Raw genomic sequence first — 18,696 nt, 5'->3', positions numbered from 1 at the left:
GGATGAGAGCCTTCATGAGTATCGTCTTGGTGACCGGAGGAGCCGGTTATATCGGCAGCCATGTCTGCAAGGCCCTGGCCTCATCCGGACACAGGCCCGTGGCGTGCGACGATCTCTCCCGCGGCAGAGAAGACCACGTCCGCTGGGGGCCTTTCGAACAGGGCGACATTGCCGATGCCGACTGGCTTGCCAGCGTCTTCGCCCGCCACCGCCCCGACGCGATCATGCATCTGGCTGCCTACGCCGAGGTGGGTTCATCGGTCACCGATCCCTCGCCTTGCTATGCTGCCAATGTCTCCGGCACACTCGCCGTAATCGAGGCGGCGCGGCATAACGGCAATTGCCCGATCGTCTTCTCCTCGACCTGCGCCGTCTATGGCGACGCCCCGGCCCTTCCGGTTACCGAAGCGTCCCCGACGGCGCCCGTCAGCCCCTATGGCACCACCAAGCTCATCGGCGAGCAGGTGCTCCGGCACTACGACACGGCCTATGGCCTGCCGAGCGTGGTGCTGCGCTATTTCAATGCGGCCGGCGCCGACCCCGATGGCGAGATCGGCGAGCGCCACGCGACGACGAGCCTCGCCATACCCAAGGCGATCCGAGCAGCCCTCGGCCTCGGCCCGGTCTTCAAGCTGTTCGGCACCGACTATGCCACCGCCGACGGCACCGCCATGCGCGACTATGTCCATGTCGCCGACATCGCCGATGCCCATCTGCGCGCTCTCGGCCACTTGCTGGCTGGGCGCGGCAGCCTCACGCTCAACCTCGGCAGCGGTCGCAGCACCACCGTGCTGGAACTGCTCGAGGTGGTCGAGGCCGTTACCGGGCGGCCTGTGCCGGTCGAGCCTCATCCCCGCCGCAGCGGCGATGCGGCCGCCCTCTACGCCAATATCGACAGGGCAGCCGATGTGCTGGGCTGGACCCCAGGCAAAAGCGACCTCCGCAGCATCGTTGCCAGCGCTGCAGCCTGGATCGAGAAGTCGCCAGGCTGAGAAGAGAGGAACTTCAGGCCGCGGCCGCTCCCAGCAGGCGGGCATATTTGTCGGTGGCCTCGATCAGGCGATGCAGCGTGCCCGGCTCGGAGAAGGAATGGCCGGAATCCTCCACGATCTGCAGTTCCGCCTTGGGCCAGCGCTTGGCCAGTTCCCATGCCGTGACCGGCGGGCAGACCACGTCATAGCGCCCCTGCACGATGGTGCCGGGAATATCGGCGAGCTTGCCGGCGTCGCGCAGTAACTGCCCTTCCTCCATCCAGCCGCCATGCACGAAATAGTGGTTCTCGATGCGGGCGAAGGCCAGGGCGAACTGTTCCTGGGCATGTCCGGTCGCGGGTCCCTCCGGCATCAGGGTCGACGTTTCGCCCTCCCACACGCTCCAGGCTCGGGCCGCCGCCAGGCGAACGGCCGCATCGTCTCCCGTCAGGCGCCGGTGATAGGTCAGGATCGGGTCGGCCCAGGCATCCTGCGGCAAATCCTTGCGGAAGGCTTCCCATTTGTCCGGGAAGAAATAGGAGGCCCCTTCCCGATAATACCAGTCGAGTTCCATGCGGCGCAGGGTGAAAATGCCGCGCAGCATGAGCGCCTGCACCGTCTCGGGATGGGTCTGGGCATAAGCGAGCGCCAGGGTCGACCCCCAGGAGCCACCGAACAGGCTCCAGCGCTCGACCTTCAGCACCTCCTTGCGCAGGCGCTCCATGTCCGCCACGAGATGCCAGGTGGTATTGGCGTCGAGATTGGCGTGCGGACGGGAACGGCCGCATCCGCGCTGATCGAACAGCAGGACGTTCCAATGGCGCGGATCGAACAGGCGCCGATGCTTGGCCGAACAGCCAGCCCCCGGACCGCCATGCAGGAAGGCTACCGGCAGACCCTCGGGATTGCCCGCCAGTTCCCAATAGATGGAATGACCATCGCCGACCTCGAGCGTGCCTGAGCGATAAGCCTCGATTTCGGGATAAAGCCCGCGCCTCGGCGTGCCGTCGGGCTCGCTCGAGCGATCAAACGCCATGATGAAATTCCTGCGTGCTGAACTGTGTTGCCAAGGGAGCAAGGCTGGGATCGAAGACCTGCCTTGCCCATGTTTCGAAGGAAGCTCCGACAATGCAAATGGCTGGCCCCCAGCGGAAGCCAGCCAGCGAAAGTCGCCGCGGCCGACGGCAGGGCCGGCCGCATGTGCTCCTCAGTGCAAAATCTGGCTGAGGAAGAGCTTGGTGCGCTCGTGCTGGGGATTGGAGAAGAAGGTGTTGGGCTCGTTCATCTCCACGATCTGACCGGCATCCATGAAGATCACCCGGTCTGCGACCTGGCGGGCAAAGCCCATTTCATGGGTGACGCACAGCATGGTCATGCCGTCATTGGCAAGGCCCACCATGGTGTCGAGCACCTCCTTCACCATTTCCGGATCGAGGGCTGAGGTCGGTTCGTCGAACAGCATGATCTTCGGATTCATGCACAGGGCCCGGGCGATCGCCACGCGCTGCTGCTGCCCTCCCGAGAGCTGGCCCGGATATTTGTTGGCCTGCTCCGGAATCTTGACACGCTTGAGGAAGTGCATCGCCTTTTCGGTGGCATCGGCCTTCGACATCTTGCGCACCCAGATCGGGGCGAGCGTGCAGTTCTCCAGCACGGTCAGATGCGGGAACAGGTTGAAGTGCTGGAACACCATGCCGACCTCGCGCCGCACCTCGTCAATGCGCTTGAGGTCGTTGGTGAGCTCGATGCCGTCGACGACGATCGAGCCCTTCTGATGCTCCTCCAGCCGGTTGATGCAACGGATCATGGTCGATTTGCCCGAGCCCGACGGCCCGCAGATCACGATGCGCTCGCCCCGCTTCACGGTGAGGTTGATGTTCTTGAGAACGTTGAACTCCCCATACCACTTGTTCATGTCCGTGATCTGCACGGCGATCGGGTTCAGCTTCTCGTTGGTATTGTTTGCGGCGTTCGCCATTGTTTCCCTCAACGTTTGTAACCGGTATCGAGACGACGCTCCAAGCTCTGCGAGTAGCGCGACATCGAGAAACAGCAGATCCAGAAGAAGATAGCGGCGAATGCATAGCCCGTATAGTACGTCACGGGTGTCGCCCAGTTCGGATCGGGAATGGACGCCTCGATCGTCTTCAGGAAGTCGAAGATGCCCACGATGGCCACCAGGGTGGTGTCCTTGAACAGGGCGATGAAGGTGTTGACGATGCTGGGGATCACCAGGCGAAGCGCCTGCGGCAGGATGATGAAGATCAGCATGTAGGAATAGTTCAGGCCCAGAGCCTGGGCCCCTTCATATTGGCCCTTGGGGATGGCCTGCAGGCCGCCACGCACCACTTCCGCCATATAGGCAGACCAGAACAGCGCCACGCCGACGAGCACGCGCAGCAACGAATCCGGGCGCCAGCCTTCGGGCAGGAACAGCGGCAGCATGACGTTGGCCATGAACAGCACGGTGATCAGCGGCACGCCGCGCCAGAACTCGATGTACATCACCGAGATGGTGCGGGCGATCGGCATGCGTGAGCGCCGCCCGAGTGCCAGCAGCACGCCGAGCGGCAGGGACGCCACGATGCCGACCACGGCGATCACCAGCGTTACGAGAATGCCGCCCCACAGATTGGTGGGGACATGCACCAGCCCAAAGAAGCCGCCCACCAGCAGCCAGAAGGCCAGCAGCGGGAAAGCCACGAAGAAATACAGGATGCCCCAGCCCTTGGCCCCGATCTTCGGCCATAGCAGCCAGACGATGCCGATGGCGGCAAGCAGGCCGGTGAGATTGACGCGCCAGCGCTCATCGACCGGATATTGGCCATAGATGAAATATTGCAGGCGCGTCTCGACGAACGGCCAGCAGGCGCCGACATGCCGTCCGACATTGGCCTCCAGGCAGGCATTGCGGTCGGTGCCCGTCCAGACGGCATCGAAGATCATGAAGCGCAGAACGCCCGGCAGCACCCACAGCACCAGCAGCACCGCCAGGACGGTGAGGATGGAATTGGTGACGGACGAGAACAGGTTCTTTTTCAGCCAGCCGAGCACGCCGGTGGTCGCAGCCGGCGGCGGTTGCGGCTCGAAGGTCGTGGTCGAGACGAAGGCCGGGCTGCCGGCGGCGGAAGTTGCGTCGCTCATGGCCCTATCTCTCCACCAGCGCAACGCGCTTGTTGAACCAATTCATGAAGCCGGCAATCGACAGGCTGATGATCAGATAGACGGCCATGGTGATGCCGATGCATTCGATCGCCTGGTTGGTGTTGTTGAGCACCGTGCCTGAAAAGACCTGCACCAGGTCGGGATAGCCGATGGCCACCGCCAGCGACGAGTTCTTGGTGAGATTGAGGTACTGGCTGGCGAGCGGCGGCACGATGATGCGCATCGCCTGCGGAATCACCACCAGGCGCAGATTCTGCCCCGACCGCAGGCCGAGCGCCCCGGAGGCCTCCGTCTGGCCATGCGGCACGCCGCGGATACCCGAGCGCACGGTCTCCGCGATGAAGGCCGCGGTATAGATGGTCAGGCCCAGCAGCAAAGCGACGAATTCCGGCTGCAGGCGGAAGCCGCCGGTGACGTTGAAGCCCCCCACCTTGGGGTAGTCGATGGTGAAAGGCATGCCCGTGCCGAAGAAGGCCAGCAGCGGCAGGCCGATGATCAGTGCCAGATTGACCAGCAGCACCGGCGGCCGCTTGCCTGTTTCCATCTGACGGCGCTTGCCCCAGATGGCGAAGCCGATGGCGCCGAGAATGCCGACCAGCAAAGCGCCGCCGACCAGGCCCGCGCCCGCCTGAGGTTGAGCGGCCGGAAAGAAGATGCCGCGATTGTTGAGAAAGATGCTTTCGCCAAAGGTGATCGACTGCCGCACGCCCGGCAGGGGCTTGAGCACGGCGCCGTACCAGAACAGCAGTTGCAGCAGCAGCGGGATGTTGCGGACGACTTCGATATAGACCGTAGCGATCTTGGCGACGATCCAGTTGTTGGAAAGCCGGGCCACGCCGATGATGAAGCCCAGGATCGTCGCCAGTACGATGCCGAGGGCGGCCACGATCAGGGTGTTGGTGATGCCGACCAGCAAGGCGCGGCCATTGGTGGACAGCGACGTATATTCGATCGGCGTCTGGCCGATATCGAAGCTCGCCGTACGCCCCAGGAAGTCAAAGCCAAGCGAACGGCCCTGCCTGGCCAGGTTTTCGACGGCGTTCCAAGCGCCCGTCAAGATGATGAGCAAGACGATTGCCAGCAGCACGACCTGGAAGACAACAGCCCGCAACTTCGGATTGTTGAACCAGTAGGTACGCCCGCCGCCGTCTCCCCGGTCGACTGCCAACGTCATTGTCTCATTCTCCCCAACACGCGGATAGTCCTCACCCTTTTTCTATGGATTCCTCTGGAGCAATTGCGTTCACGGTCGAGCGCCCTTTGCTCCCACTCCTCATTTTCAAGCCAATCCAGCGGATTGGAGCGTCTTTGCGAATTTGGCTGCCTCCACCCAATCGCGGGACGCTTTGGAAAAGTCGCCCGGCAAATATCGCATGCGATTGCCGGGGGCGTTCATCCTCAACGGATGGGCGGCGAATATTGCAGGCCCTTGTTCGTCCATAGGGCATTGAGCCCGCGCTCGATCTTGAGCGGCGACTTCGATCCGAGATTGCGGTCGAACACCTCGCCATAATTGCCGACCTGCTTGATGACGCGATAGGCCCACTGATTGTCGAGGCCGAGTTGCTTGCCGAAATCGCCTTCGGTGCCGAGCAGGCGCTTGATGTCCGGCTTGTCGGACTTCAGCATCTCGTCGACATTGGCCTGGGTCACGCCGGATTCCTCGGCCTGGACCAGCGCATAATAGACCCATTTGACCACGTTGAACCACTGATCGTCGCCCTGGCGCACGGCGATGCCCAGCGGCTCCTTGGAGATGATCTCGGGCAGCACAACATGTTCGTCAGGGTTTTTGAGGGCCAAACGCACGCCGTAGAGCCCGGAGGCATCGGTGGTGAAGGTATCGCAACGGCCAGACTCATAGGCATTCTGCGCCTCGCCGATGGTCGCAACCGTCAGGATCTGGTAGGGCTTGCCGATGCTGCGAAAATAGTCGGACAGATTGAGTTCATGCGAGGTGCCCTGCTGAACGCAGACAGTCGCGCCATCGAGTTCTTTGGTCGATTTCACGCCTAGCGACTTCTTCACCATGAAGCCCTGGCCGTCATAGTAGTTGGTGGCGGCAAACAGAAACCCGCCGGTCTCGCGGGTCAGGGTCCAGGTGGTGTTGCGCGGCAGCACATCGATTTCGGACGATTGCAGCGCGGTGAAGCGATCCTTGGCGGACAGGGGCACGAATTTGGTCTTGTCGGCGTCGCCCAGCACGGCCGCCGCGAGGGCCCGGCAATAGTCGACGTCGAAGCCCGCCCATTTGCCCTGCTCGTTCGGGATGCTGAAACCGGCCAGGCCCTGATGAGCCCCGCAGATCAACTGGCCGCGCTGCTTGACCGTGTCGAGCGTTGCCGCATTTGCCAGGGAAACACTCAAAGCGGCGAAGACGCCAACGGTCGCCGCGCAGAGTTGTCGCCTCATTCAATGTCCCCCTTTGATCCACCCGGCTGGTCGGCGCCTCGTCGAGGTGCCTTTGCCTCTCTGCGTCCCTGCCCCGGAAGCTTCCTTCCGAGGCAGGTTTTCATCGATCTCAACGGATCGGCGGCGCGTATTGCAGGCCCTTGTTGGTCCACAGGGCGTTGAGGCCGCGCTCGATCTTCAGCTTCGACTGGGAGCCGAGATTGCGGTCGAAGATCTCGCCGTAATTGCCGACCTGCTTGATGGCGCGATAGGCCCACTGATTGTCGAGGCCGAGTTGCTTGCCGAAATCACCCTCGGTGCCGAGCAGGCGCTTGATGTCCGGCTTGTCCGACTTCAGCATCTCGTCGACATTGGCCTGGGTGACCCCGGATTCCTCGGCCTGGACCAGGGCGTAATAGACCCATTTGGCGATATTGAACCATTGGTCGTCGCCCTGGCGGACGGCAATCGCCAGTGGCTCCTTGGAGATGATCTCGGGCAGGACGACATGCTCCTCCGGCGCCTTGAGCGCGAGACGGACGCCGTAGAGCTGCGAGGCGTCCGAGGTGAAGGCATCGCAACGGCCGCCTTCATAGGCGTTTTGGGCCTCGCCGATGGTTGCAACCGTCAGGATCTGGTACTTCTTTCCGAGAGTGCGGAAATAGTCGGAGAGATTGAGTTCCTGCGTCGTGCCTTGCTGGACGCAGATGGTGGCGCCGTCCAGATCCTTGGCGGAATTCACGCCCAGCGACTTCTTCACCATGAAGGCCTGGCCGTCATAGTAATTCGTGGCAGCAAACAGGAAGCCGCCGGTCTCGCGCGTCAGGGTCCAGGTGGTGTTGCGCGGCAGCACATCGATTTCGGACGATTGCAGCGCGGTGAAGCGATCCTTGGCCGACAACGGCACATATTTGGTTTTCTCGGCATCGCCCAGCACCGCCGCTGCGAGGGCCCGGCAATAGTCGACGTCGAAACCCGCCCACTTGCCCTGCTCGTTCGGGATGCCGAAACCGGCAAGGCCGGCATTCGAGCCGCAGATCAACTGGCCGCGCTGCTTGACGGTATCGAGTGTTCCAGCACTCGCAACCGAAACACCCAGGGCAACAAAAGCCCCGGCCATCGCCATGGAAAGTTGCTTTTTCATGAATGAAACCTCTTCATAAGTGACCGGTTTGAGGCGGAACCACCAAAGCCGCGACAGGCACAGGCTCTATCGGGTCCCGCCCCCGAACAGTCCTTCCAGGACAGGTCCTGCGATCGTCAGCGGATCGGCGGGGCGTATTGCAGGCCGCCCTTGGTCCACAGATTATTGAGGCCGCGATCGATCTTGAGCACGGTCTTGGGACCGAGATTGCGGTCGAAGCTCTCGCCGTAATTGCCGACCTGCTTGACGATCCGATAGGCCCACTGATTGTCGAGGCCGAGCTGCTTGCCGAAGTCACCCTCGGTGCCGAGCAGGCGCTTGATGTCCGGCTTGTCGGACTTGACCATTTCCTCGACATTGGCCTGCGTCACGCCGGCCTCTTCGGCCGAGAGCATGGCGTAATGCACCCATTTCACCACGTTGAACCATTTGTCGTCGCCCTGGCGCACGGCCGCAGCGAGCGGCTCTTTCGAGATGATCTCGGGCAGCACGACATGCTCGTCCGGATTGGCCATCTTGACACGCACCGCGTACAGACCCGAGGCATCATCCGTATTGACGTCGCAGCGCCCGCCTTCATAGGCCCTCGCGGCTTCCTCCGGTGTGTCGAAGCTGACGATGTTGTACGGCAGGTTGTGGGAGCGCATGAAATCCGAGATGGTGAGCTGGCCGGTCGACCCCTGCTGGGCGCAGATCGAGGCTCCCGAAAGCTCCGTCGCCGATTTCACGCCGAGCGACTTCTTCACCAGAAAGCCCTGCCCGTCGTAAAAATTGACGCCGGCGAACAGCATGCCGGCGGTGTCGCGGCCAAGGGTCCAGGTGGAATTGCGGTTGAGCACGTCGATTTCACCGGACTGCAGGGCCGTGAAGCGGTCCTTGGTGGAAACCGGCACGAATTTGGCCTTGGTGGCATCGCCCAGCACCGCCGCCGCGATCGCCCGGCAATAGTCGACGTCGAGACCGGCCCATTCGCCCTTCTCATTGGGGGCGGCGAAGCCGGGAAGGCCGGTATTGACGCCGCAGATCACCTGGCCGCGCTGCTTGATGGTGTCGAGCGTATCGGCATGTGCGCCGAGCCCACTCAACGCCAGCGCCGCACCAGCTACCGCGGTAAGGAGTGTCTTTCTCATGGATGGAGGCCCCTGTTTACTTCGTTGTCAGTGTAATAAGAATGCCCTTCAGTGGCTGGCCGCGGAGTGAGAACCGGGCCGCCCCGCCGGGCATGTTTGACGTCCTCAAAGCTAAAGTGCGTTCACTCGGGACTGCGCTCCGGCTCTGGTTCTTTGTTTCGACGCGCCTTGGCGATCTTCGGCCTATCCGCCAAATCCCTCAACGCTTTAGGACAAAACGCGTTTGGACGGAACGCATTTTGAACCTTATCCTTGTTATCGACGGCAGGGCGAGGTCCGAAACCATCGCCAGACTGCTGAACGTCGTCATTTTTATGGACTGCCGTCACCTCTTCCTGCGTTCGCGAATGGATGTTTCGAGCGTCCCCGGCTCAAGGGCCGGGAGGAACGGGCTGTTCCGTCGAGGAAGTAGATTGACGAGCTCAACGGTCCGGACATGCCTCGCCGGAGCTGAGGAGCGACCTGCCGGCCGAGCGTGCTGAAGCGGTCATTGCAAGGTCCCCCGTATCGATCTGTCCCGCGGCAAAAGCGCCCAGCTTGTTCTCGCCAGTTGCGACCCGTGCCTTATTGCCGATTGCAAGCGCTTTGGCCGCTCACGTCAAGCGGAATTCGTGAAGTGGAGTGGAATATTCACAAAACTGGTCTGTGGAAGACGCCCTGGCCTTCGAGATTGACGCAGGGGCGGCCGCGGCCGAATGTAACCGTTTCAGGACTCAGTCGAATCTATCATGAAGAAGATCAGCAAGGACGAGATCGCGACGTTCGGCGAGAATACGCGTCTGGTCATCGGCGGGCGCGAGCCATCGGACTATCACGGCTTCGTCAACCCGCCTGTCTATCACGGCTCCACCGTTCTGGCTCCGACCACCAAGGACCTCATCAACCATACGCCGCGCTACAGCTATGGCCGCCGTGGCAATCCGACGAGCGATGCTCTGGAAGAGGCGCTGAAGACGCTCGACGGCAGCGCCGGCGTGGTGCTCTGTCCCTCGGGGTTATCAGCCGTGTCGACCGCCCTGCTCTCCTGCCTTTCCGCCGGCGACCATTTGCTGATGGTCGATTCCACCTATCAGCCCACCCGTCAGTTCTGTGACAGGGTCCTCAGCCGCTTCGGCATCGATACGACCTATTACGATCCGCTGATCGGTGCCGGCATCGAAACGCTGATACGCCCGAATACGAAGGCGGTCTATCTGGAAGCCCCGGGTTCGCAGAGCTTCGAGATGCAGGACGTGCCCGCGATCGCCGAGGTCGCGCACCGGCACGGCGCGGCCGTCCTGCTCGACAACACCTGGGCCACCCCCTTGTTCTTCGACGCCTTCGTGCATGGTGTCGACCTGTCGATCCAGGCCGGTACCAAATATATCGTCGGCCATTCCGATGCGATGTTCGGCGTGGTCTCGGCCTCGCGCAAGGCCTGGCCGGCCCTGAAGAGCTTCCATGGGGATGCGGGCCAATGCGTGGCGCCCGACGACATCTATCTGGCGATGCGCGGGCTGCGCACCATGGGCGTGCGCCTGCGCCAGCATCAGGAAAGCGCGCTAAGGGTGGCGAAATGGCTGTCCAAGCGCCCCGAGGTGCAGCGCGTGCTGCATCCCGCGCTGGAGGGTGATCCGGGCCATACCATCTGGAAGCGCGATTTCAAGGGCTCGTCCGGCCTGTTCTCCATCGTGCTGCAGCCGGCGCCGATGGAGGCGATCGGCGCCTTCCTGGATGATCTGAAATTCTTCGGGCTCGGCTATTCCTGGGGCGGCTATGAAAGCCTCGCCCTCCCCTTCGACTGTTCGAGCTACCGCTCGGCAACGAGCTGGGATCCCGGCGGCCCCTGCGTGCGCCTGCATATCGGCCTGGAGGACGTCGCCGACCTGATCGGCGATCTCGACGCGGGCCTGGCCCGCTTCAGGGCGGCAAGGGGGTGACTTTCGCTGCGGACGGAGGGTATTCGGAGTGTCGATCTTCAGATCGACACTCTTGGAAACGGCGTACTTGTATTAAGGAAGATGTCGATCCGAAGATCGACACTCCGATTGCGTCTTGGACCGCAAAGCTGTCAGCCACCAAGCAACGGTCGAAGCGATGCCCCTTTCCTACGTCGTTCCCTGCCCCTGCGCGGCGTCCTTCGCCTCGCGCTTTTCCTTCAATACCAGCGAGACGTTACGGATGTAGATCGCCAGCCCAGAGCCCTGGCCGATGATGTAGACCAGGTCGGCTCGCACCAGGGCATAGAGGAACAGCAGGCCGCCGCCACCGATCGACAGGATCCAGAAGCTGAAGGGAATGACGCTCTTGCCGGCCCGCTCGCTCACCCACCACTGGATCACGAAGCGGGCGGTGAACAGGGCCTGGGCGAACAGGCCGAGGATCAGCCAGAAGTCGAAATTGGTGTAGAAGACATTGTGAAGATAGCCGCCGAGGGCGTTCGACAACTCAATCAGCATCCTGCCCTCCTCCGCTGACCACCGGCACGCGCCTGCGCCGCCGGATCAGCCACCACACGCCGACGAGATCGAGAATGCCGACCCACAGCCTGTCGAAGAAACCGTAATTGGACACGCCGGTCAGCCGCGGTCGGTCGACCACGTCGACATGGCCGACCTCGAAGCCCTCGCGCTTGACCAGGGCCGGCATGAAGCGGTGCAGCGCATCGAAATAAGGCAGGGCCAGATAGACCTCGCGGCGGATAGCCTTGAGGCCGCAGCCGGTGTCGCGCGTGCCGTCCTTGAGGACATAGGCCCGTACCTTGTTGGCGGTGCGCGACTGCCAGCGCTTGAAGCCTGTATCCTTGCGGCCGAGCCGCTGCCCCGCGATCATGCCTGTCTTGGCACCGCCGGCAATCAGGGCATCGACCAGAGCGGGAATATAGGCCGGGTTGTTCTGGCCGTCGCCGTCGATGGTAACCATCAGCCGGCCCCGAGCATGACGAATGCCCGTGCGTACCGCGCAGGACTGGCCGCAGGACTGATCATGGCGCAGGCTGCGCAGGAAGGGCAGTTCGCCCTTCAGCCGAACGAGTTCGGCCGGTGTCGCATCGCTGGAGCCATCGTCGACATAGACGATCTCGAAACTGCGTCCAGCCAGGGCCGCCGCGATCTCCCGGATCAGCGGCTCGACATTGCCGGCCTCGTTGCGGACCGGAACGATGACGCTGATCTCAGGCGCATTGTCTTGTGATGACATGAAGAGTCGAACCTCAGCGGCGCGCTCGCCACGCCTCGATCAGCGTCTTTGCCGCGTCTTGCCCCCGCAACGCAAGAGCACCGTCGTGGTTTTGCCGGAAAACAAGACCGCGGCGCCCCAGAAAGTCGGCGAACCAGAAGGTGGCGAACCAGCCGAACAGGGCGCCAGCCACCACATCGGCGGGATAATGGGCCCCGAGGATCACGCGGCTCAGACAGACCAGCCCGCCAAGCGCGAACAGCCAGGGGCGCCAGCGCGGGCCGCAGAGCAGGATGACCACCGCAATCACGGTCCAGGCCGTAGTGGCATGGCCGGAAGGGAAACTCGCATTGGCGGCGCGCCAGGAAAAGGGCTCGAAACTCCAGCTCGCGCCCGCCTCGATATGCAGCGGACGGACCCGGCCGATGGCACGCTTGATGACATTCACGGCCAGCCCCGTTCCCGCGATGGCGACAAAGGCGAAGGCAAGCTGCAGCCAGAACTGGCGCAGGGCGGCATCGAGCCGCGGCGGCAACTCAAGGTCGACCACCGCCAGCAGGACGAGCGCCACGCCGAGCGGAACGAGATAAAGGCCCGAATCGCCGAGATAAGTGACGATACGCGCCAGCCGCACCACGACATGCGGCCATTCGGGCAGGATGTGCAGGGAAGCCGGATCGGCGAGCGCCATCAGGGCGATGACCAGCATGCCACCGAAAGCGACGGCGGCCGGGGTGGCCACCCGTCCGAACAGCGGCCGCGCCGGCAGGCGTGCCGGTGCCCGCAGCCGCTGGCCGAGCGCGCGCCAACTCTGCGTATGCGACCATTGACGAATGGCATTTCTCATGGGGTGGCGCCCCCGGCGAATGGGCCGTTCTTCCTGGCTCCGCCGGGCGATGGAGCAAAAACGGCATTGCCAGCGCGCGCCATGCCGATCTGAAGACCGGCACACCGAAATCGCCTGCTCACTTGCATTCCGTCTGCGGCAGGAAATCGAGCGAGACCATCGTCCCCTTCAAGCGGAAATCGCCATAATCCAGAGTCAGGTTGCCCGAAATGCCATCGGCATAGAGTTCGAAGGACATGGTATAGACAGGGGTCTCCTCGCCGACAGCCTTCTTGGTCGGGTCAAAATAGGAGATCGTCACCGGCCAGCGATCGACGCCATCGAGCTGCTTGGCCTTGGCCTCGACGCCGTCGCGCGGCTTGTCGGGACCGATCTTGGCGCCGATCACCGCCAAGGTGTTGTAGATCTTCTGGCCGCCATCCGATCCGTCATAGACCTGGCTCTCGAACACGCGCTCACCGGCCCGGGCTGCCATGACGATCGCCTTCATCTGACCGGTCGGGAAGAGAACCCGCTCCGAGAGATCGAATTTGGTGGATTTGGGCTTTTTCAGCGCGACGCCGACCACCCCGCTCTCGGCCCGGCTGGCCTGGCCATCGACGGCGCCGTCCAGCTTCTGATTGGTGAAATTCTGCGAATTGAAACGGAAATTGCGCCCCTTGTCGTCCTCGAACGTCGTGGAGCGCAGATCCGAAGTGTTGACGCCGCCGCCGCTCAAGCCGATTTCGGTGACCTGCCTGAAATTGAGGGCATAGCCGCTGCAGGCATTGCCGGAGAAATCATAAACGATGCGCCCGCGCATGCTGTCGACGCTGGACTGGTCCTTGCGGCGGTCGAGCGCGAGGTCGTAGACGGCCCGATGCGCCACGAAGGGGACGGGCGCCGCCGCGGGGATCGCAGCCGTCGCCGCCGCCTTCTGGGGCGCAACGGCGTCCTGAGCCAAAGCCGTTCCCGGCATCGCCACGAAGAGCGCGGCCGTAAGAAGCGCGGCCTTTGGATGGACCGGAAGTGTCATCCGCATGAAGCAAATTTCCGTTTCAAAAATCGGCACTAGCATAAGTGGCCTGCCCGAGTGCCACAATGCTCAAAGAGCCTGTCAATCATGACGGAATTAGGCCCTCGAACCGTGCCGTTCCACATTCATCAACAACACCGTTTACGATCCGTTCGCGGCTGCGATACGAACATGCCATAATGAGCCAAACTGCGAATCGCGCCAGCGCGACGCATTGTGCGAGATACCGACTGCATGAGTGATACCTCCGATCTGTTCGGGAGCGACAAGCCCGCCCTCTCCAAGACGAGCACCAATAAGGCCGACAATGCGAAGCGACCCTCGACCCAGTCGATTGCGGCTGCCTTGAAGGCAGGCCTTCCCTCCAAACCCGCTGCGGCGAAAGGCGGCGAGGACGGCTATGGCGCCTCCTCCATCCGCGTGCTCGAGGGCATCGAAGCCATTCGCATGCGCCCCGGCATGTATATCGGTTCGACCGGACCGGAAGGCGACGGCCTGCACCATCTCTTCGCCGAAGTGATCGACAATTCGATGGACGAGGCGGTGGCCGGCCATGCCACCTTCATCGATGTGGAACTGACGGCCGATGGCTTCGTCTCGATCACCGACAATGGGCGCGGTATTCCGGTCGAGCCCCATCCGCAGTTTCCCGGCGAATCGACCCTGCAGGTCGTGATGACCAGGCCCCATTCGGGCGGCAAGTTCAACTCCGACGCCTACCAGACCTCCGGCGGTCTCCACGGCATCGGCGTCACCGCGGTGACCGCGCTGTCTGAGCTTATGGAGGTGGAAGTGGCGCGCGGGCGCGAACTTCACCGCCAGCGTTTTGCGCGCGGCGTGCCGCTCGGTCCCGTAGAGCACATCGGTGCCGCCCCCAACCGCCGTGGCACCAAGGTGCGGTTCAAGCCCGACATCGAGATCTTCAAGCACGGCATCGCCTTCGATCCCAAGCGCCTGTTCAAGATGGCGCGTTCGAAGGCCTATCTCTTCCGCGGCGTCGAAATCCGCTGGAAATGTGCGCCGGAACTGCTGGCCGGCCACAGCGACGTGCCGGCGGAGGAGAGCTTCAAGTTTCCGCGTGGCCTGGAAGATTATCTGCGCTCGGCCAGCGAGGGCCTGGAACTCGTCACCGAGCAGATGTTCTCGGGACGCGTGCCCAAGCCGGAGGGACATGGCTCGGTGGAGTGGGCCATCGGCTGGTTTGCCGAGGATGAAGGCTATGTCTCCTCTTATTGCAACACCGTGCCGACCCGCGAAGGCGGCACCCATGAGGCGGGCCTGCGCATCGCCCTGCTGCGCGGCCTGAAGGATCATGCCGAGCGCATCGGCAACAAGCGCGCCAACCAGCTTACCACCGAAGACGTGATGGCCTGCACGGCCGCCATGCTGTCGGTGTTCATCCGCGAGCCGGAATTCTCGTCCCAGACCAAGGCCAAGCTGGTGACCACGGAAGCCAGCCGCATCGTCGAGCAGGCCCTGAAGGATGCCTTCGATCATTGGCTGGCCTCCATGCCGTCCCAGGCGGCAAAGCTGCTCGACTTCGTGGTCGAAAGAGCCGAGGAACGCCTGCGCCGCCGGGCCGAGAAGGACGTCGCCCGCAAGACGGCCACGCGCAAGTTGCGCCTGCCCGGCAAGCTCGCGGATTGCTCGAACAATGCCGCGCAAGGCTCTGAATTGTTTATTGTCGAGGGCGATTCCGCCGGCGGTTCCGCCAAGCAGGCCCGCGATCGTGCCAACCAGGCGGTGCTGCCCTTGCGCGGCAAGATCCTCAACGTCGCCAATGCCGGCAAGGACAAGCTTGCCCAGAACCAGCAATTGCAGGATCTGGGACAGGCACTCGGCTGCGGCATGGGTTCGCATTACCGCGACGACGATCTGCGCTACGAGAAGATCATCATCATGACGGACGCCGACGTCGACGGCGCCCATATCGCCTCGCTGCTGATCACCTTCTTCTGGCGCCAGATGCCGCGCTTGATCGAGCGGGGCCATCTTTATCTTGCCGCCCCCCCGCTCTACCGTCTGACCCAGGGCACCAAGTCGCTCTATGCGCGCGACGATGCCCACAAGGACGAGCTGGTGAAATCGGCCTTCAAGCCCAACCAGAAGATCGAGATCGGTCGCTTCAAGGGCTTGGGCGAGATGATGCCGGCACAGTTGAAGGAAACCACCATGGATCCCAAGAAGCGCACGCTTCTGAAGGTGGTTGTGGTGGACGAGGAGCGCGCGGAAACCTCGAGTTCGGTGGAACGGCTGATGGGCAACAAGCCCGAAGCCCGCTTCGCCTTCATCCAGGAACAGGCAGCCTTCGCCGGCGAACTGGTGGATATCTGAGACCGACAAGCCGCATCTTGGCGGGCGGGTTCCCGGACCCGCTTGGATACGCAGCGCTCTCGTCCGCTTCTTTTTGCACATAGAGCGTTTCCAAGAGCGGACGAGACGTCCTCGCATCCAGGCATTCGTCACATCGAGGCTCGGTTCTCGAAATCACCGAGGACCTCCTGGGCGCGCCCTCAGCGCAGCGGCAGGCGCTTGTAGCGACCCGGCTCTTCCGGGTCGTGATGCTGAGTATAGGGTCCTTCCTCCAGGAACAGCCTGTGGCAAAAGGCGAGCTTGTCCTTGGACAGGGTAACCCCGAGGCCGGGCCCGTCGGGTACGGCGACGAGATTGTCGATCGGCGCGAAGACGCCTTCCTCCACCACGTCGTAAGGCTGCATGCGGAAGAGCGACTGGCTGGGCTCGCGCAGATGCGAGAAGGCGGCGCTCAGATGCAGATAGACCGCGCTGCCGATGCCGGTATTGGCGCTGTAGCACCAGAAATCGATGCCCATCGCCTCGCAGGCGCCGATGAAACGCACCGTGCGGCCGATGCCGCCATGCACGTTGACGTCGGTGACGATGGCATCGGGCACGCCGAGCGCCACCGCCTTCCGGATATCGACATTGTGTCCGGAAAACGGAATGGCAGTGTGCCGGCGCAGCGCCGCCATCTCCTCGAAGGTGGCGCAGGGCTCTTCCCAGTTGCGGATGTCGAGCTCCTCGATACGGCTGGCGATGCGCTTGGCCTCCGTGATCGAATAGGCCATGTTGGAATCGATGCGGATGATCGCATCCGGCCCGAGCTGCCGGCGCATCAACCGGAGCGCCTCGATGCTCGGCTCGGGATCGCGGGTGCAGAGCTTGCCCTCGAAGATGGTGGTGCCGAACCGCTCCTTCAGGCCAACGCAGTATTCCGCCACCGCCTCGGGCGTGAGCTCCCCGCCCTTGCCGTTCCTGGCCTGGCGGAAGCCGAAATAATCGGCGAAGGCGATCTTCTTGCGCACGGCGCCTCCGAGCAGGTCGTAGAGCGGGCGCCCCGTCGCCTTGCCCTTGATGTCCCACAACGCCGTCTCGATGGCGGCGAAGGCCCGGATAGCGGCGAAGTCGACATTGGAGGTCACGCCGCGCCAGCTCGGCAGGCAGACGAGTTCGGCACCGGCGATATCGTGGGCATCGCGCCCGATCAGGAGGGGTGCCATTCGCTCGATGATGGCGCAGGCGTGCCAGGACGCCGCCTCGCCGAGCCCGGTGACGCCCTCGTCCGTCTCCACCTCGACCACGCAACGCGAGGATCCCGGCAGCCAGCCGAAGGACCACCAGTAAGGCGCCTCGATCGGCAGGTTGATCGGCGTGGCGCGGATGGTGGTGATCTTCATGGGACGGGGGATCCTGGCGGTGGCGGGAAAGAAGCTGTGGCTCGGATGGGCATGATTGGCAAGGCCGCTTACTCCAATCGGCGGCGGAACAGCCAGCTGGCGAAGCCCAGCGAACCGGCCGCGATCACGGCCATCGGCCAGGTATTGGCAAGCACCGCGTCGAAAGGCAGGTCGCGCAGGAACACGCCCTTCACGATCACCAGGAAATAGCGCAGCGGATTGATGACCGTGACAGGCTGCAGCCAGGCCGGCATATTCTCGATCGGCGTGGCGAAGCCGGACAGCAGCATGGCCGGCACCAGGAAAAGGAAGGCCCCGAGAATGGCCTGCTGCTGGGTGGTCGACAGGGCCGAAATGAACAGGCCGATACCCGCGACGGCCAAGAGATAGAAGACCGCACTGCCATAGAGCAGCAGCAGCGAGCCCCGCAGCGGCACCCCGAAGATCAGGACGGCAGCCACGATATAGACGGTGAGATGAAAGCTGCCGATCAGCATGGGCGGCAGCAGCTTGCCCAGCAGGATTTCATGCGTGCGCAAGGGCGAGACCATGAGCTGATCGAAGGTGCCGAGCTCCCGCTCGCGCGCGATGGACAGGGCCGTGACGATCAGCCCGATCAAGAGGGCGATGGCGGCCACCAGATTGGGTACCATGAACCATTGGAAGATCAGGTTCGAATTGAACCAGTTGCGCGCGACCACGTCGATGGCCCTCCCGCCTGCCGCCTTGCCGAGGGCGGTATCGGCGGCCAAGCCCGCGGCGATCTGGTTGAGATAACCCGCCACGATCTGCGAGGCATTGGACTTGCGGCCATCGAGCACGAGTCCGAGATCGGTAGGCCGGCGCCCCTCGATATCGCGCGAGAAGGCGGGGCCGATCTCGATGGCGGCGATGACCTCCTGCCTGTCGATGGCGGCGCGCAGCTCCGCCGGGTCCTGGGTGCGCCGAACGGAATGAAAGGTGGGCGAACCCTCGACGCGCCGGATCAGCTCCTGGCTCCAGGCGCCGTTGTCGCGGTTGAGCACGAGAATATCGACATTCTTCACCTCCAGCGTGGCGGCGAAGGAAAATACCAGGAGCTGGAGGATGGGCGGCACCACCAGGATGATGCGGCTCTTGGGATCTCGCAAGATGCCCAGCAACTCCTTGATGATCAGGGCCCTGAGGCGCGTCAGTCCCATC

At 63.2% G+C, this 18,696-nt stretch carries 16 protein-coding genes; 3 read left to right on the top strand and 13 right to left on the bottom strand.

The window, feature by feature from the left end; translation table 11 throughout:
- The first annotated feature begins 14 nt into the window (after nucleotides 1–14).
- Nucleotides 15–992, top strand: a complete 978-nt coding sequence (gene galE, locus C5L14_RS14865) for a UDP-glucose 4-epimerase GalE (RefSeq protein WP_105862838.1) — start codon at nucleotides 15–17, stop codon at nucleotides 990–992.
- Between the two features lie 13 nt (nucleotides 993–1,005).
- Here the strand turns inward: galE and pip are convergent, their stop codons facing one another.
- The 7 genes from pip to C5L14_RS14830 all read right to left on the bottom strand — a co-directional run bounded on the left by pip (nucleotide 1,006) and on the right by C5L14_RS14830 (nucleotide 8,801).
- Nucleotides 1,006–2,007 carry a prolyl aminopeptidase gene (pip, locus tag C5L14_RS14860; protein ID WP_105862837.1) on the bottom strand — a complete coding sequence of 334 codons (1,002 nt, stop codon included), beginning with the start codon at nucleotides 2,005–2,007 and terminating at the stop codon, nucleotides 1,006–1,008.
- A gap of 171 nt (nucleotides 2,008–2,178) precedes the next feature.
- Complete coding sequence (locus C5L14_RS14855) at nucleotides 2,179–2,949, bottom strand: amino acid ABC transporter ATP-binding protein (RefSeq protein ID WP_105862836.1); 771 nt, start codon at nucleotides 2,947–2,949, stop codon at nucleotides 2,179–2,181.
- Nucleotides 2,950–2,957: 8 nt separating this feature from the next.
- Nucleotides 2,958–4,115 (bottom strand): amino acid ABC transporter permease, encoded by a 1,158-nt coding sequence (locus tag C5L14_RS14850; RefSeq protein ID WP_105862835.1) that lies wholly within the window; start codon nucleotides 4,113–4,115, stop codon nucleotides 2,958–2,960.
- 4 nt (nucleotides 4,116–4,119) lie between these two features.
- A complete protein-coding gene (locus C5L14_RS14845) occupies nucleotides 4,120–5,310 on the bottom strand; it encodes an amino acid ABC transporter permease (RefSeq protein WP_105862834.1) in 1,191 nt (396 codons plus the stop codon).
- A 224-nt stretch (nucleotides 5,311–5,534) separates the two neighbouring features.
- Nucleotides 5,535–6,548: an amino acid ABC transporter substrate-binding protein gene (locus tag C5L14_RS14840; protein WP_105862833.1), complete on the bottom strand. Its 1,014-nt coding sequence runs from the start codon at nucleotides 6,546–6,548 to the stop codon at nucleotides 5,535–5,537.
- Nucleotides 6,549–6,657: 109 nt separating this feature from the next.
- Nucleotides 6,658–7,671, bottom strand: coding sequence for an amino acid ABC transporter substrate-binding protein (locus C5L14_RS14835; RefSeq protein ID WP_105862832.1), 1,014 nt, complete (start codon nucleotides 7,669–7,671; stop codon nucleotides 6,658–6,660).
- A gap of 116 nt (nucleotides 7,672–7,787) precedes the next feature.
- The gene (locus tag C5L14_RS14830) at nucleotides 7,788–8,801 is read right to left on the bottom strand and encodes an amino acid ABC transporter substrate-binding protein (protein WP_105862831.1); all 1,014 of its coding nucleotides are present in this window, start codon (nucleotides 8,799–8,801) and stop codon (nucleotides 7,788–7,790) included.
- 728 nt (nucleotides 8,802–9,529) lie between these two features.
- Here C5L14_RS14830 and metC point away from each other — a divergent pair.
- Complete coding sequence (metC, locus tag C5L14_RS14820; RefSeq protein ID WP_105862829.1) at nucleotides 9,530–10,720, top strand: cystathionine beta-lyase; 1,191 nt, start codon at nucleotides 9,530–9,532, stop codon at nucleotides 10,718–10,720.
- 168 nt (nucleotides 10,721–10,888) lie between these two features.
- Here metC and C5L14_RS14815 read toward each other — a convergent pair whose 3' ends face one another.
- From C5L14_RS14815 to C5L14_RS14800, 4 genes are all read right to left on the bottom strand, one after another.
- Nucleotides 10,889–11,239: a lipid-A-disaccharide synthase N-terminal domain-containing protein gene (locus tag C5L14_RS14815; RefSeq protein ID WP_105863221.1), complete on the bottom strand. Its 351-nt coding sequence runs from the start codon at nucleotides 11,237–11,239 to the stop codon at nucleotides 10,889–10,891.
- Nucleotides 11,229–11,978, bottom strand: coding sequence for a glycosyltransferase family 2 protein (locus tag C5L14_RS14810; protein ID WP_105862828.1), 750 nt, complete (start codon nucleotides 11,976–11,978; stop codon nucleotides 11,229–11,231). The genes C5L14_RS14815 and C5L14_RS14810 overlap by 11 nt, the downstream gene beginning before the upstream one ends.
- 13 nt (nucleotides 11,979–11,991) lie before the next feature.
- On the bottom strand, nucleotides 11,992–12,804 hold the full coding sequence (locus C5L14_RS14805) for a phosphatase PAP2 family protein (RefSeq protein ID WP_105862827.1): 813 nt from the start codon (nucleotides 12,802–12,804) through the stop codon (nucleotides 11,992–11,994).
- A gap of 118 nt (nucleotides 12,805–12,922) precedes the next feature.
- Entirely contained in the window at nucleotides 12,923–13,825 is a 903-nt protein-coding gene (locus C5L14_RS14800) for a cell envelope integrity EipB family protein (RefSeq protein WP_181161183.1), read from the bottom strand.
- Between the two features lie 228 nt (nucleotides 13,826–14,053).
- On the opposite strand from C5L14_RS14800, the gene parE reads away from it, so the two are divergent.
- A complete protein-coding gene (parE, locus tag C5L14_RS14795; protein ID WP_105862825.1) occupies nucleotides 14,054–16,153 on the top strand; it encodes a DNA topoisomerase IV subunit B in 2,100 nt (699 codons plus the stop codon).
- Between the two features lie 179 nt (nucleotides 16,154–16,332).
- On the opposite strand, the gene C5L14_RS14790 is transcribed toward parE, so the two are convergent.
- Both C5L14_RS14790 and C5L14_RS14785 read right to left on the bottom strand, forming a co-directional pair.
- Complete coding sequence (locus C5L14_RS14790) at nucleotides 16,333–17,514, bottom strand: mandelate racemase/muconate lactonizing enzyme family protein (protein WP_105862824.1); 1,182 nt, start codon at nucleotides 17,512–17,514, stop codon at nucleotides 16,333–16,335.
- A 68-nt stretch (nucleotides 17,515–17,582) separates the two neighbouring features.
- Nucleotides 17,583–18,695 carry an ABC transporter permease gene (locus C5L14_RS14785; RefSeq protein ID WP_105862823.1) on the bottom strand — a complete coding sequence of 371 codons (1,113 nt, stop codon included), beginning with the start codon at nucleotides 18,693–18,695 and terminating at the stop codon, nucleotides 17,583–17,585.
- Between the last annotated feature and the right edge of the window lies 1 nt (nucleotide 18,696).

This window comes from Labrys okinawensis (assembly GCF_002982075.1).
Classification (GTDB): Bacteria; Pseudomonadota; Alphaproteobacteria; order Rhizobiales; family Labraceae; genus Labrys; species Labrys okinawensis_A.
This window is presented reverse-complemented; position numbering and strand designations above follow the sequence as displayed.

Coding starts and splice junctions, on each gene's coding strand:
- C5L14_RS14845 (WP_105862834.1), bottom strand. CDS start 5,310: ATGACGTTGGCAGTCGACCGGGGAGACGGCGGCGGGCGTACCTACTGG.
- metC (WP_105862829.1), top strand. CDS start 9,530: ATGAAGAAGATCAGCAAGGACGAGATCGCGACGTTCGGCGAGAATACG.
- C5L14_RS14800 (WP_181161183.1), bottom strand. CDS start 13,825: ATGCGGATGACACTTCCGGTCCATCCAAAGGCCGCGCTTCTTACGGCC.
- C5L14_RS14835 (WP_105862832.1), bottom strand. CDS start 7,671: ATGAAAAAGCAACTTTCCATGGCGATGGCCGGGGCTTTTGTTGCCCTG.
- C5L14_RS14830 (WP_105862831.1), bottom strand. CDS start 8,801: ATGAGAAAGACACTCCTTACCGCGGTAGCTGGTGCGGCGCTGGCGTTG.
- C5L14_RS14810 (WP_105862828.1), bottom strand. CDS start 11,978: ATGTCATCACAAGACAATGCGCCTGAGATCAGCGTCATCGTTCCGGTC.
- galE (WP_105862838.1), top strand. CDS start 15: ATGAGTATCGTCTTGGTGACCGGAGGAGCCGGTTATATCGGCAGCCAT.
- C5L14_RS14840 (WP_105862833.1), bottom strand. CDS start 6,548: ATGAGGCGACAACTCTGCGCGGCGACCGTTGGCGTCTTCGCCGCTTTG.
- C5L14_RS14785 (WP_105862823.1), bottom strand. CDS start 18,695: ATGGGACTGACGCGCCTCAGGGCCCTGATCATCAAGGAGTTGCTGGGC.
- C5L14_RS14805 (WP_105862827.1), bottom strand. CDS start 12,804: ATGAGAAATGCCATTCGTCAATGGTCGCATACGCAGAGTTGGCGCGCG.
- C5L14_RS14855 (WP_105862836.1), bottom strand. CDS start 2,949: ATGGCGAACGCCGCAAACAATACCAACGAGAAGCTGAACCCGATCGCC.
- C5L14_RS14850 (WP_105862835.1), bottom strand. CDS start 4,115: ATGAGCGACGCAACTTCCGCCGCCGGCAGCCCGGCCTTCGTCTCGACC.
- pip (WP_105862837.1), bottom strand. CDS start 2,007: ATGGCGTTTGATCGCTCGAGCGAGCCCGACGGCACGCCGAGGCGCGGG.
- parE (WP_105862825.1), top strand. CDS start 14,054: ATGAGTGATACCTCCGATCTGTTCGGGAGCGACAAGCCCGCCCTCTCC.
- C5L14_RS14790 (WP_105862824.1), bottom strand. CDS start 17,514: ATGAAGATCACCACCATCCGCGCCACGCCGATCAACCTGCCGATCGAG.
- C5L14_RS14815 (WP_105863221.1), bottom strand. CDS start 11,239: ATGCTGATTGAGTTGTCGAACGCCCTCGGCGGCTATCTTCACAATGTC.